Annotated in this window: 12 protein-coding genes; 4 read left to right on the plus strand and 8 right to left on the minus strand. The window is 63.1% G+C overall.

Annotated features, from left to right (window positions below):
- Positions 1 to 70 precede the first annotated feature (70 nt).
- Positions 71 to 1,000: an FAD-binding protein gene (locus tag HU770_RS05985; RefSeq protein ID WP_186663284.1), complete on the minus strand. Its 930-nt coding sequence runs from the start codon at positions 998 to 1,000 to the stop codon at positions 71 to 73.
- The gene (locus HU770_RS05990) at positions 1,001 to 1,750 is read right to left on the minus strand and encodes an electron transfer flavoprotein subunit beta/FixA family protein (protein WP_033699291.1); all 750 of its coding nucleotides are present in this window, start codon (positions 1,748 to 1,750) and stop codon (positions 1,001 to 1,003) included.
- Between the two features lie 538 nt (positions 1,751 to 2,288).
- On the opposite strand from HU770_RS05990, the gene HU770_RS05995 reads away from it, so the two are divergent.
- Positions 2,289 to 3,971, plus strand: coding sequence for an electron transfer flavoprotein-ubiquinone oxidoreductase (locus tag HU770_RS05995; RefSeq protein WP_186663286.1), 1,683 nt, complete (start codon positions 2,289 to 2,291; stop codon positions 3,969 to 3,971).
- A gap of 69 nt (positions 3,972 to 4,040) precedes the next feature.
- Here the strand turns inward: HU770_RS05995 and HU770_RS06000 are convergent, their stop codons facing one another.
- The 5 genes from HU770_RS06000 to HU770_RS06020 all read right to left on the minus strand — a co-directional run bounded on the left by HU770_RS06000 (position 4,041) and on the right by HU770_RS06020 (position 7,348).
- A complete protein-coding gene (locus HU770_RS06000; protein ID WP_033699296.1) occupies positions 4,041 to 4,442 on the minus strand; it encodes a type II TA system antitoxin MqsA family protein in 402 nt (133 codons plus the stop codon).
- A gap of 2 nt (positions 4,443 to 4,444) precedes the next feature.
- Positions 4,445 to 4,741, minus strand: coding sequence for a type II toxin-antitoxin system MqsR family toxin (locus HU770_RS06005; RefSeq protein ID WP_186663287.1), 297 nt, complete (start codon positions 4,739 to 4,741; stop codon positions 4,445 to 4,447).
- A gap of 94 nt (positions 4,742 to 4,835) precedes the next feature.
- Positions 4,836 to 6,161, minus strand: a complete 1,326-nt coding sequence (locus HU770_RS06010; protein WP_156310931.1) for an MFS transporter — start codon at positions 6,159 to 6,161, stop codon at positions 4,836 to 4,838.
- 69 nt (positions 6,162 to 6,230) lie between these two features.
- Positions 6,231 to 6,704, minus strand: coding sequence for a response regulator (locus HU770_RS06015; protein ID WP_033699301.1), 474 nt, complete (start codon positions 6,702 to 6,704; stop codon positions 6,231 to 6,233).
- 167 nt (positions 6,705 to 6,871) lie between these two features.
- Positions 6,872 to 7,348: a sigma-70 family RNA polymerase sigma factor gene (locus HU770_RS06020; RefSeq protein ID WP_033699303.1), complete on the minus strand. Its 477-nt coding sequence runs from the start codon at positions 7,346 to 7,348 to the stop codon at positions 6,872 to 6,874.
- Positions 7,349 to 7,579: 231 nt separating this feature from the next.
- Between HU770_RS06020 and HU770_RS06025 the strand changes: the two genes are divergently transcribed.
- The 3 genes from HU770_RS06025 to HU770_RS06035 are packed head-to-tail and all read left to right on the plus strand — an operon-like array spanning position 7,580 to position 12,124.
- Complete coding sequence (locus tag HU770_RS06025) at positions 7,580 to 8,752, plus strand: efflux RND transporter periplasmic adaptor subunit (protein WP_186663289.1); 1,173 nt, start codon at positions 7,580 to 7,582, stop codon at positions 8,750 to 8,752.
- Positions 8,753 to 10,717, plus strand: coding sequence for a MacB family efflux pump subunit (locus HU770_RS06030; protein ID WP_033699307.1), 1,965 nt, complete (start codon positions 8,753 to 8,755; stop codon positions 10,715 to 10,717).
- A gap of 3 nt (positions 10,718 to 10,720) precedes the next feature.
- Positions 10,721 to 12,124 carry an efflux transporter outer membrane subunit gene (locus tag HU770_RS06035; RefSeq protein WP_186663291.1) on the plus strand — a complete coding sequence of 468 codons (1,404 nt, stop codon included), beginning with the start codon at positions 10,721 to 10,723 and terminating at the stop codon, positions 12,122 to 12,124.
- 58 nt (positions 12,125 to 12,182) lie between these two features.
- Here the strand turns inward: HU770_RS06035 and HU770_RS06040 are convergent, their stop codons facing one another.
- The gene (locus HU770_RS06040; protein ID WP_186663293.1) at positions 12,183 to 13,808 is read right to left on the minus strand and encodes a PvdJ/PvdD/PvdP-like protein; all 1,626 of its coding nucleotides are present in this window, start codon (positions 13,806 to 13,808) and stop codon (positions 12,183 to 12,185) included.
- Positions 13,809 to 13,920: the final 112 nt, after the last annotated feature.

Consider the following 13,920-nt stretch of genomic DNA (forward strand, 5'->3'; position numbering starts at 1 on the left):
CACTGAAATCCATAAAAAAACCCGGCCCTCAGTACGAGGGCCGGGCTTCTTTATAAGTGAAGCAGGCGGATCAGACCAGCTTTTCCAGCTCCGGAACCGCTTCGAACAGGTCAGCGACCAGGCCGTAATCGGCAACCTGGAAGATCGGCGCTTCTTCGTCCTTGTTGATCGCAACGATCACTTTGGAGTCTTTCATGCCCGCCAGGTGCTGGATCGCGCCGGAGATACCGACGGCGATGTACAGCTGCGGTGCGACGATCTTGCCGGTCTGGCCGACCTGCATGTCGTTGGGCACAAAACCTGCGTCGACCGCAGCGCGCGAGGCGCCCACAGCAGCGCCGAGCTTGTCGGCGAGGCTGTACAGGTGCTTGAAGTTGTCGCCGTTGCCCATGCCACGGCCGCCGGAAACGACGATCTTGGCTGCAGTCAGCTCTGGGCGGTCGGACTTGGCCAGCTCTTCACCCACGAAGGACGACTTGCCAGCGTCATGGGCGGCAGCGACGGTTTCAACCGAGGCAGAACCGCCTTCGGCCGCGACTGCGTCGAAACCGGTGGTACGCACGGTGATGACCTTGACCGCAGCGCTGGATTGCACAGTGGCAATGGCGTTACCGGCGTAGATCGGGCGCTTGAAGGTGTCGGCCGATTCGACCGCGATGATCTCGGAGATCTGGTCGACGTCCAGCAGTGCGGCAACGCGCGGCAGGATGTTCTTGCCGTTGGTGGTGGCCGGGGCCAGCACGTGGCTATAGCCCTTGGCCAGCTCGACGATCAGCGGCGCTGCGTTTTCTGGCAGCAGATGGGCATAGGCGGCGTTGTCAGCCACCAGCACCTTGGCAACACCGGCGATCTTGGCAGCGGCTTCGGCGACACCACCGACGTTCTGGCCTGCGACCAGCACGTGTACATCACCACCGATTTTGGTGGCAGCGGCGACAGTGTTCAGGGTGGCCGGGGCCACGGCGCCGTTTTCGTATTCAGCGATAACCAGGATAGTCATTTAGATTACCTTCGCCTCGTTCTTCAGTTTCTCGACCAGTTCTGCCACCGACTTGACCTTGATACCCGCGCTGCGTGCAGCAGGCGCTTCGACCTTGAGGGTCTTGTTGGTGGAGGCCAGGGAAACGCCCAGCGCGTCTGGCGTGACGGTTTCCAGCGGCTTTTTCTTGGCCTTCATGATGTTCGGCAGCGACGCGTAGCGCGGCTCGTTCAGGCGCAGGTCGGTGGTGACGATCGCTGGCAGGTTCAGCGATACGGTCTGCAGGCCGCCATCGATTTCACGGGTGACGTTCAGCTTGTCGCCAGCGACTTCCACCTTGGAGGCGAAGGTACCCTGGGCGTAACCGGTCAGCGCGGCCAGCATCTGGCCGGTCTGGTTGTTGTCGCTGTCGATGGCCTGCTTGCCGAGGATGACCAGCTGTGGCTGCTCTTTGTCGACGATAGCCTTGAGCGCCTTGGCCACGGCCAGGGAGTTCAGTTCGTCAGCGGCTTCTACCAGGATGGCGCGATCGGCACCCAGGGCCAGGGCGGTACGCAGTTGCTCCTGGGCGGTGGTCGGGCCGACGGAAACCACGACGATCTCGGTCGCAATACCCTTTTCTTTCAGGCGTACGGCTTCCTCAACGGCGATTTCGCAGAAGGGGTTCATGGACATCTTGACGTTTGCAAGGTCGACGCCGGAGTTGTCCGCTTTGACGCGAACCTTGACGTTGTAGTCGACCACTCGTTTGACAGCTACAAGAACCTTCATGGATTCCTCGTTACTCTCCGGTGAATAGAAAGTCGCCTGGGGACATGCCCGGCGATGCGCGTGGGTACAAGGGCACCTCTAAAAACGTACCGGGTAGAGCAAACTTCAAGGTGACCGAGCAGTCTTGTCATGACGCTTGCGGCAAATACCCGCGGGTCATTTTCTGTGGTGGCGTGTAAACTCCACTACAAACCGTGAATTGGCCGCAAAGCCTTACTCCACACCTGGTTTTTAGAGGTGTACCTGCGCCCGGCGACAAGCCTACGGCGAACGTAAAACCGCTCGTATCTTGACCGCAACACCCAATCCGGTCAATACGGCAAATCGGTCACCCTCCAGCCGCACTCCTGTGATTTTACTGGCCTGCGGCAAATTCAAACAAACGTTTGTATTGGACCCGCCAAGTGGTGTAGATATAATGCGCGGCCAAGACAAAACGGTGTAGTCCATCCTCTGCGCTGCTACAGCTCCGCGCCCGTGAAGCGCGGTGCGCATGATCACCCCACACCCATAAGACCAAGCAACAGCACGAGCCTTGATGAGTAGGAGAGAACCAGTGGAACGCGAATACATGGAATTCGACGTGGTCATCGTCGGCGCCGGCCCGGCGGGGCTGTCCGCCGCCTGCCGCCTGAAGCAGAAGGCCGCCGAAGCCGGTAGCGAGATCAGCGTCTGCGTGGTCGAGAAAGGCTCTGAAGTCGGTGCCCACATCCTCTCCGGCGCGGTATTCGAACCGCGCGCACTGAACGAGTTGTTCCCCGACTGGAAAGAACTCGGCGCACCGCTCAACACTGCGGTAAAGCGCGACGACATCTACGTGCTCAAGGATGGCGGCAGCTCGATCAAGGTCCCGGACCTGTTCGTGCCCAAGACCATGCACAACGAGGGCAACTACATCATCTCGCTGGGCAACCTGTGCCGCTGGCTGGCCCAGCAGGCCGAGAACCTGGGCGTGGAGATCTACCCAGGTTTCGCTGCCCAGGAAGCGCTATTCGATGAAAACGGCGTGGTGCGCGGTATCGTCACCGGCGACCTGGGTGTCGACCGCGAAGGCAACCCGAAAGACGGCCTGTACACCCCTGGCATGGAACTGCGCGCCAAGTACACGCTGTTCGCCGAAGGCTGCCGTGGGCACATCGGCAAGCAGCTGATCAAGCACTTCAACCTCGACAGTGAAGCCGACGTCCAGCATTACGGCATCGGCCTCAAGGAAATCTGGGAAATCGACCCGAGCAAGCACGAACAGGGCCTGGTGGTACACACTGCCGGCTGGCCGCTGGACGTGGTGAGCACCGAGAACACCGGTGGCTCGTTCTTGTATCACCTGGAAAACAACCAGGTGGTGGTCGGCCTGATCGTCGACCTGTCCTATGCCAACCCGTACCTGTCACCGTTCGACGAGTTCCAGCGCCTCAAGCACCACCCGGTGATCAGCCAGTACCTCGAAGGCGGCAAGCGCATCAGCTACGGCGCCCGCGCCCTGGCCAAGGGCGGGATCAACTCGCTGCCGAAGATGGTCTTCAACGGTGGCGCGCTGATCGGTTGCGACCTGGGCACCATGAACGTGGCCAAGATCAAGGGCAGCCACACGGCGATGAAGTCTGGCATGCTCGCCGCCGACGCAGTGGCCGACGCGTTGATTGCCGGCAGCGAGGGTGGCGACGCACTCACTACCTATGTCGACGCCTTCAAGGCCAGCTGGCTGCATGAAGAGCTGTTCGCCAGCCGCAACTTCGGCCCGGCCATGCACAAGTTCGGCCCGTTGTTCGGCGCAGCCTTCAACTATGTCGACCAGAACTGGTTCGGCGGCAAGCTGCCGTTCACCTTGCACGACACCAAGCCGGATTACGCCTGCCTCAAGCTCGCGGCCGATTCGAAAAAAATCGACTACCCGAAACCAGACGGCAAGCTCAGCTTCGACAAGCTCAGCTCGGTATTCCTCTCCAGCACCAACCATGAAGAGGAACAACCCTGCCACCTGAAGCTGACCGACCCGAACGTGCCGATCGCCAGCAACCTGCCACTGTACGACGAGCCGGCCCAACGCTACTGCCCGGCCGGCGTGTACGAAGTGGTCAGCCAGGAAGACGGCAGCAAGCGCTTCCAGATCAACGCGCAGAACTGCGTGCACTGCAAGACCTGCGACATCAAGGACCCGGCCCAGAACATCACCTGGGTTACCCCTGAAGGCGCCGGCGGGCCGAACTACCCGAACATGTAAGGCCATGCCCCTGCAGCAACAAAAGCCCCTGCCTCCGTGGAGTCAGGGGCTTTTTGTTGCCTGCTCGCATCAGGCTGTACGCACTTCCTCGAACAGTTCGGGGTGGCGATCCAGTAGCTTCAGCAGCTTTACCAGCGCCACGGGTGGCGTGGTCTTGCCATTTTCATAACGGGAGAACGCATTGACCCCGCCACCAAAAATTTCCCCCGCTTGCCGCTGATCGAGGTCGAACTTCCTGCGGATGGAGGCAATGAAAGAAGGGTCCACTACAGTTGCATTGACTTGGCGCTCGAATGCCGTCATCAGATCGCTGACACGCATGGCTTGATCATGGCTCAGCACGCACTCACCGCATGCGGAACAATAATCGCCACTTACGTCCGGGATCAGGGTCGTCTCTCCCTTGTAGCGATAAGGCATGCCCTGAGTGTCAGGTGCAAGCTCGGCACCCCCGCAAATTGGACATCTCATGATTACAACTCCTTGAAGGGCACGATAAGCACGTCGTTGACCACGGACACTTTCAGGTAAACGTAGCCAACCGCTGTAAACGGGCGGTACACGTCCTGCCAAACCCGGTGATCAATATGGCTGGTCATGCTTTTGTAGAAATCAGTGCGCTTCACGCTAGTGATTACCTCAAGCATGCCCGGAAAATCCATTCCTAGCGCCTTAGCATCTCTTAATGCAGTGCCCGTAGGGCTGACGCGCCTTGCCGCAGTCAGGGCTTTTATCCGCTCCAGCGGGCAATGAGGCGTTCTCTTTTCCATGAGAATTTAACCTTCCAGGTTAAATTTGGCTAATAGGTTATTCCAATAGCCCCCACCTGGAAGTCTGCCCCACCCCCCACCTGCCTCTAATGCCTCATTTGTCACCACACATGATTGGCATCCGCTCCGCCGCAAACGCCAAAGGCTCACGACGCCCGAAATACAGGGCCGTGAGCAGCCCCACCGCGCCCATGATCAGACAAAAGCCGACACACACCCACGGGCTCCACGGCATCAGAGCGATCAGCGCCAAGGGTGTGGTACTCGCCCACAGGGCATAGGCAATGTTGTAGGTGAAGGAGATGCCCGAAACCCGGATCTGCGCCGGGAACAGCCCGACCATCACCGACGGCACCACGCCCACCACGCCGCAGCACAGCCCCGCCAGCGCATAGGCCAGCCAGGTCGTGCCCCACTGCCCCACCAGGCTCGCATACAACGCCCCGATACCCAGCGGCAGCAGCAGGCTGTAGATCATCAGCGCACGCCAGGCGCCCAGGCGATCGACCAGCAGCCCGGCCAGCACACAGCCGATATTCAGGAACACGATACCTACGCTGCTCAAGGCAAAGGTGTGCGCAGCGGTCATGCCGAAGCGCTGCTGCATCACCGTCGGCGTGATCACCACCAACACCACCACTGCCGACGTCAGCACGCAGGTCAGCAGCGCTGCCGGGAGCAACGCCCCACGATGCTCGCCCAGCACCCGCCGCAGGGGGAACGCCACGGGTTGTTCCTTACGCTCGCGCAAGGCCATGAACACCGGTGTTTCACTTAGCCAGCGGCGCAACCACACGCCGATCACACCAAATACCCCCCCGAGCAGGAAGGGGTAACGCCAGGCGTAATCGAGAATTTCCTGCGCGGTAAACGCCTGGGCCAACAAGGTCGCGGTCAGCGCCCCCAGCAGGTAGCCAAAGGTCAACCCGGCTTGCAGGAAACCCAAGGCATAACCGCGCCGACCTTGCGGCGCGTGCTCGGCAACGAACGTCCAGGCGCTTGGCACCTCCCCGCCGACCGCAGCCCCCTGCAGAATGCGCAGTGCCAGCAAAATCAGTGGCGCCGCGTAGCCGATGTCGGCATAGGTTGGCATCACGCCGATCAGCAGGCACGGCAGGGCCATCATCAGGATGCTCAGGCTGAACACCCGCTTGCGCCCCAAGTGATCGGCGAAATGCGCCATGACGATGCCCCCCAGCGGCCGCGCCAGGTAGCCCGTCACGAATATCCCGAAGCTTTGCAGCAGGCGCAGCCATTCGGGCATTTCCGGCGGGAAGAACAACTTGCTCAGGGTCAGGGCGAAGAACACGAAGATGATGAAATCGTAGATTTCCAGCGCGCCACCCAGCGCCGCCAGGCCCAGGGTCCGGTGGTCGCCACGGCTGAACCGGGGCGGGCGAGCGGTATCGATGGCAGTCATGGCAGGGTCCGCAGATCGGCAAAGGGCAAGAGGATAGCAAATACCTGCCTTGCCCCGCCCGCCTTGGCGCTAGCGGCTGAACACCGTCTGCGCGAAGTTCACCCGCGGGCGCAGTGTGCTGGCCGGAGCTGCCACAGGCAGTGGCAGCTTGCCGACCAGCAGCGGCGCGTCGATGATCGCCATGAACGACTCGAGCGCCTCGTTATCCGGCGCCTGCGGCAGGCTCAGGCTGACGGACTGGCGTTCGGTCTGCGGCACGGCGGGCACTTTCAACTGCGAGGAGTGATAAAGCAGGGCATGCTGGATCTGCGTGCTGACCCGGCAGAAGCGCGCCAGGTCGACGCCAACATGGCTGGCCAGCTCGATGTTGCCCAACAGCAGGTGAAAGGGCTGCAAGGCGCACTGCACCAGGCGCTGCAGCTCCTCGAAGCTGTCCACGGGTGCAATCCGGTAATAGCCAAGGCCATTGAGCAGTTTCTCCAGCTGCAAACGCTGGCAAGGGTGCTCGTCGGCGATGAGGATGCGCAGGGTCTTGTTTGCCATTGTCGGACCTGGGCAGTAGGTGAAAAGGGACACTCCCTGACCATACTGCGCCAGTAACGGCAATCGCCAAAGCTATGCCTGGCTGGGGTCTCTCTTGATAGTTGTCGGGAAACCCGCAGAAATCAAGTGACGGGGTGACGGAATTTTCATCCGCCTTTCACCCGTTTTCAGGATTCCCACTCGCGCATGCGCACACGGCAGTGCTTCATGGCATTGACGATGTGCTTTTCAACCACACTGCGAGACACCCCCAGATGCTCGGCAATCTGCTGATGCGACAGGCCATCGAGCTTGCGCAGCAGGAAGCAGTCGCGACAAACCTTGCCCAGCTCATCCAGGGCGCGCTGCATCAGCGCCAGGCGCTGGTCGAGCTGCATGTCGTGGGTGAGTGCCGGGCTGTGCCAGCGCTCGTCGCTGTCGAGCACCTCCAGCGGTTCGGCCTGACGCACCTGGTGGCGCCGGTGACGATCGACCACCAGGTTGAGCGCTGTGCGGTAGAGAAAGGCACGCGGATGCTCGATCCGTTCGGCATCGGTACGTTCCAGTACCCGCAGATAGGCATCGTGCGCGACGTCTTCGGCAGCCTGACGACTGCCCAGGCGCGCGGAGAGGAAGCCCACCAGTTCGCGATAGTAATGTTCCACGACGTTACCTGAGGTCGTCCTGCCTGCCTTTGCCAGAAAGCCGTTTCGGGCAGCTACGCGGGACTGAGTGATGTCAACGTGCGATAGTACAAACTATAATTATTCTCAGCAACACGGCATCCTCCCCTCCGATCACGCTAAATCCGCACCGTCAGCCTTCGTCTAACTGGGACCTCAGTGCGCGCCGCTTTCTTGGCTGTGCGTGGCCATCACCCCTGGCTGGAAGTCTGCATGAGACGTTTACCCCACACCCGCCGTCGGATACTGCTCGGTGGCTTGGCCCTGCTAAGCCTGGGCAGCTTGCTGGCCTGGAAGACCCTGCCCTTCGGCGCGCAACCGTTCAGCACGGTCGCCGTCACCCGCACCGACATCGAAAGCAGCGTCACCGCCTTGGGCACCCTGCAGCCGCGGCGCTACGTCGACGTGGGTGCCCAGGCTTCCGGGCAGATCCATAAATTGCACGTCGAAGCCGGCGACCCGGTGCGCAAAGGCCAGTTGCTGGTCGAGATCGACCCCTCCACCCAGCAAGCCAGGCTCGACGCCGGGCGCTATTCGATCGACAACCTCAAGGCCCAACTGGCCGAGCAGCGCGCACAGTTTCAACTGGCCAAGCAGCAGCTCAAGCGTCAGCGCGACCTGGCCGCCGCCGGGGCAACCCGCGACGAAGACGTCCAGGCCGCCGATGCCCAACTCAAGGTGACCCAGGCACGCATCGAAATGTTCCAGGCGCAGATCCGCCAGGCCCAGGCCAACCTGCGCAGTGACGAGGCGGAGCTGGGCTATACGCGGATCTATGCGCCCATGGACGGCACCGTGGTGGCGGTCGATGCCCGTGAAGGCCAGACCCTCAACGCGCAACAGCAGACGCCGTTGATCCTGCGCATCGCCAAGCTTTCGCCCATGACCGTCTGGGCCCAGGTATCGGAAGCCGACATCGGCAAGGTCAAACCCGGCATGACCGCCTACTTCACCACCCTGGCCGGCGGCAAACGCCGCTGGACCAGCACGGTGCGGCAGATTCTGCCAATCCCGCCCAAGCCGCTGGACCAGACCAGCCAGGGCGGTGGCAGCCCGGCCAGCGCCGTCAATGGCACCACCGGCAGCCAAGTGGTGCAGTACACCGTGCTGCTGGACGTCGACAACCCGGACGGCGCCCTGATGGCCGAGATGACCACCCAGGTGTTCTTTGTCGCAGGCCAGGCCAGCCAGGTGCTGACCGTGCCACTTGCGGCGCTGGACGACAGCGAAGGCCTGCGCCTCGCCCGGGTACTCAACAGCAAAGGCGAAGTGGAACAGCGCCAGGTGCGTACCGGCCTGAGCGACCGCCTGCGGGTGCAGGTGCTCGACGGCCTCAGCGAAGGCGAACGCCTGGTCATCGGCGCCCCCAGCGTCAGCGGAGGTTGAATGACGACGCCCCTGATCGAACTGATCGACATCCGCAAGTCCTACGGCGGCGTCGATACCCCCAAGGTCGACATCCTCCAGGGCATCAGCCTGAGCATTCACCCTGGCGAATTCGTCGCCATCGTCGGCGCATCCGGTTCAGGCAAATCGACGCTGATGAACATCCTCGGCTGCCTCGACCGGCCAACCGCCGGCAGTTATCACTTTGCCGGCAAGGACGTGGCCGAGCTGGACAGCGACGAGCTGGCCTGGTTGCGCCGCGAAGCCTTTGGCTTCGTGTTCCAGGGCTACCACCTGATCCCCTCGGGCTCGGCGCAGGAGAACGTCGAGATGCCGGCCATTTACGCCGGCATCGCCGCCAGTGAGCGCCACGCGCGCGCAACCGCCCTGCTCACCCGCCTTGGCCTGGCAAGCCGCACCGGCAACCGCCCGCACCAGTTGTCCGGCGGCCAGCAACAACGGGTGTCAATTGCCCGGGCGCTGATGAACGGCGGCCACATCATCCTCGCCGACGAACCCACCGGCGCGCTCGACAGCCACAGCGGCACCGAAGTCATGGCGCTGCTCGACGAACTGGCCAGCCAGGGCCATGTAATCATCCTGATCACCCACGACCGCGAAGTGGCGGCGCGGGCGCAACGGGTCATCGAAATACGTGATGGCCTGATCATCAGCGATTCGGCCGCCGAGCATACCCCCGTCAACACCGACCAAGGGCTGCAGGCCGACGACCTGCGCCAGCGCCTGGACCGCGGCGCGACCCTGCGCGGGGCATGGAAAGGTGAACTGATCGAAGCCCTGCAGGCGGCCTGGCGGGTGATGTGGGTCAACCGCTTTCGCACCGCATTGACGCTGCTCGGCATTGTCATCGGGGTGGCCTCGGTGGTGGTCATGCTGGCCGTCGGCGAAGGCAGCAAGCGTCAGGTCATGGCGCAAATGGCGGCATTCGGCTCGAACATCCTCTACCTCAACGGCAAGCCGGCAACGCTTGGCGAGCAGGCCGGCACCATCACCCTCGACGACGTCGCCGCCATCGGCGAACTGCCCCAGGTCAAACACGTCATGCCTGTGATCGGCGAGAAGATGATGGTGCGCCACGGCAACAACAGCCAGCAGTTCTATGTCGGCGGCAACAACACCTGGTTCCCGGAGATCTTCAACTGGCCAGCGGTCGAGGGCGCCTTCTACACCGAGGCCGACGAAGCCAATGCGGCGGCCGTGGCAGTGATCGGCCAAAAGGTCCGGGAAAAGATGCTCGACCCCGGGCGCGACCCGTTGGGGCAGTACATCCTGATTGGCAACGTGCCGTTCCAGGTCGTCGGCATCCTCGCCGGCAAGGGCGCCAGTTCCGGCGACCAGGACAGCGACGGGCGCATCGCGGTGCCCTACTCCGCCGCGGCGATCCGCCTGTTTGGCCAGCGTGACCCGGACTACATCACCGTTGCCGCCCTCGACTCCACACGGGTCAACGAAGCCGAAGCGGCCATCGATCAGCTGCTGCGCCAGCGCCACCAAGGCCGTCAGGACTTCGAGCTGACCAACGATGCAGCATTGATCCAGGCCGAAGCACGCACGCAGAACAGCCTGTCGCTGATGCTGGGGGCGATCGCCGCAATTTCACTGCTGGTGGGTGGCATCGGAGTGATGAACATCATGCTCATGACCGTGCGCGAACGCACCCGTGAAATTGGCATCCGCATGGCCACCGGCGCGCGTCAGCGCGACATCCTGCGGCAGTTTCTGAGCGAGGCCGTGATGCTGTCGATGGTGGGCGGCATTGCCGGCATCGTCCTGGCCCTGGCCATTGGCGGCGGCCTGATGCTGGCCGAGATCGCCGTGGCCTTTGCCCTGCCTGCCATATTCGGCGCGTTCGCCTGCGCTGTCGTCACCGGCATCGTGTTCGGCTTCATGCCGGCCCGCAAGGCCGCCCGACTCGACCCGGTCAAAGCCCTTACCAGCGAATAACCCATGACTCTGCCAAGCCGTATCAGCCTGTTGACCTTGTGCCTGAGCCTCGCCGCTTGCAGCACGCCCCCTACTCCCGAAAGCGGCATCACTGCACCGCAAGCCTGGCAAGGCGAGGTCGAGCCGTCATCTGCCCAACTGCCGTCAGCACAATGGTGGCGTGCATTCGCCAGTAGCGAGCTGGACCGCCTGGTCGAGCGCGCCCGGCTCAACGCCCACGACCTGGCGGCTGCCACGGCACGGGTGCGCCAAGCCCAGGCCCAGGCTGTTATCGCTGGCGCGCCGTTGCTGCCCGAACTGAACCTGGGCCTGGATGGCAGCCGCCAACGCCTGTTGCATGGCAAAGGCAACGACCAGCTGGACGTCAGCAGCAACGAGCGCACCAGTACCTCCTTCGACCTGAAACTCAGTGCCAGCTACGAGATCGATTTCTGGGGCGGCCTGCGCGCCGCCCGCACCAGCGCGATGCACAGCCTCGACGCCAGCCGCTTCGATCGGCAAACCGTCGAACTGACCCTGGTCAGCGCCGTGGCCGACAGCTATCTGCAAGGCCTTGCCCTGGCAGAACAGTTGAACATCGCCCGGCTCAACCTGCGCAATGCGCGTGATGTACTGGGCCTGGTCGAAGCCCGCCAGCGCGCAGGTTCGGCCACGCGCCTGGAGCTGGCCCAGCAGCGCAGCCTGGTGGCCGCCCAGGAGCGACAGGTGCCGTTGCTTGAACAGAAATGGCAAGACAGCCAGGTCACCTTGGCCACGCTGCTGGGCGACCCGGTCCAGGCCCTGCCGCCCAGCCGTGAAGCGATCGATGCCCTGCAGTGGCCAGCCATTGGCAGTGGCATCCCCAGCGAGCTGCTAAGCCGTCGCCCGGACATCGCCGCAGCCGAAGCACGGCTGGCAGCGGCAAGCGCCGACGTACAGGTGGCCAGGGCCGCCATGCTGCCGAAGCTGACCCTGGGGGCCAATCTGGGCAGCGGCGCCAATACCTTTGCGCGTGTCTTCGACAGCTCGTTCTACACCCTCACTGCGGGGCTGGTCGCGCCGGTCTTCAACAACGGCCGGTTAAGGGCCTCGCGCGACCTGGCGGAAGCCGAACAGGTCGAACTGTTGGAGACTTACCGGGGCAGCATCCTGGCGGGTTTCGCCGATGTCGAAAAAGCGCTCAACGCTATTCATGGCGTGGACCGCCAGCGCCAGTGGCAGGACGAGGAGGTGCAGCAGGCGCGCCTGGCTTTTGACCTGGCCCAGCAGCGTTATGGTGCAGGCGCCGAGACCCTGCTCAGCGTGCTGGAAACCCAGCGCACGTTGTACCTGGCGCAAGATCAGCAGGCGCAGTTACGGCTGGCACGGTTGCAAGGGAGTGTGGCGCTGTACAAGGCGTTGGGGGGTGGGTGGAAGGTTGGGCAGTAGCTGGGCGTAGGGCGCTACAAAATTACCGCCTACGCCCCGAGGCTACCCCCAACCGATATCAACGCCCCCGCACGCCCACCTTCAGATTCCGCGCATACCAAGGCCGCTGTGGCACCTTGGGCCGCAACGTGCCAAACAGGTCCTCATCACTATAGATAATGCGCAAGGCCAGCTTCATCGTTTCCGGGTCCATCTCCACACTGCGCCCCGGCCGCAACCCCGGCACCGTAGAGCACCCGTGCGTATCAGGCCCCAACCAAGGGTCGGCCACTTCAACCCAGCGCCCTGGCGCAAACCAAGGCACACCATTGATCTCAAGGCGCCGCACCTCACCGGGGTGAACCCGCTCATGGGCCCGAAACCAGTCCTCGATGCGGTCGTCGATCCAGCCATGAAACTGCCAGAACACCGGGTTCACGTGGGATGAAAACGGGTCGCCAAGAAAGTCGTTCTCCGCCGCGAACCAGCGCAAGGCGAAATCGTCAGGCGTGCGCGCCGTCGGCACCGGCATGCCGTTGCCAGGGTCACGCGGCACCGAAGCCCAACGCATGTGCAGCCAGTCATGCAGGCCCAGCTCCACTTCCGAACCGAACTGGCCCAAGGTCAACGTGCTCAGGTATTCAGGGTCACTGTAACGCGACTCCCAGACCTGGAAGTTGCCATGGTAGGTATCCGGGCTCTTGATGTCGCGCACCCACTGGGTGTATTGCGCGTCGCCGCTCGCCAGCCAGGTGGGCGGCAAGGCATTGCCGTCGTGGTTGTCGAAATAGCGGGCGAAGCCTGCGCGGTCGCGCTCAAGCTCCGGCTGTGGCTGCGGAAACCGCGCCCATGAAGGCAGGTCCTGCAAGGCTCGCGCGCTGCCGAGCATATGCCGGTGCATGAAAAAGAAGTCTTCGCCCGAGCCGTTGCGGTCCTTGTGCCGGCCACGCGCGTCACGCTCCCGCTCACGCGGCCCCGGCTGCCAGCCCAAGCCGCGCAGGGCGGCATGTTTGTCCTTGTCCAGCTTGTGCCATTTGTCACGCGAGGCATGCCACAACTGGTGAAACAGACGGTGCTCCGGGGTGATCAGCCAGGCCAGCAACTGCGGGCTCAGTGGCGTGCGCTCACGCGCCTCGGGGAAGGTGTGCTTGAGCGCCAGAAAGTGGTTGTCCTGCACTGGCAACGCCAGCGCACGGTCCAGTTGCGCAATGCGCCCATTGAGGGTCGCTGGCCCGGCATTGCCGAAGCGGCCCCAGACCTCGTCGATGACGATATGGCATTCATAGCGGGCCTGCGTTTCACCTGGCTGGGTCGAGAACAAGCGCCAGCGCAAGGTGCCTGGTTTGTCTGCCAGCAGGTCGCCCACCACCCGGTAGCGCGGCTGTTCATCACTGCGCAGACGCTCGGGGGTGTCCAGATAACCACGCAGCGCCCGCCCACTGGGTGCAACATCCAGGAACAACTCCAGTTCGCCGTCAGGCAAGCCTTGCAGGCCCGCGTCCTTACCCTGCAAGGTCCAGCGCCAGATCCCGCGCAAGGTGTCACCCAACTGCTGCAACGGTGTATCGGCCAGTTCGACGACCGCCTCGCCGGGGGTTTCCGGGAACGCTTCGGCGGCCCATTGGCGCTGGGCATACCACGCACCGGGCACCACCGCGCCCGTCAATGCCACACCGGCGATGAACCCACGTCGAGAAATCGTCATTGCAACTACCTGTGCATTGATTGCGGCCATGGAGCACGGCCCGTCCAAGGCTAGAACGTTGTACACAGCGCAAAATTTACCGTTGCTGGCGCAGACGAGCCGCCGTGGCTGG

Origin of the sequence: Pseudomonas sp. SWRI68 (assembly GCF_014269165.1) — a bacterium.
GTDB classification, from domain to species: Bacteria; Pseudomonadota; Gammaproteobacteria; order Pseudomonadales; family Pseudomonadaceae; genus Aquipseudomonas; species Aquipseudomonas capeferrum.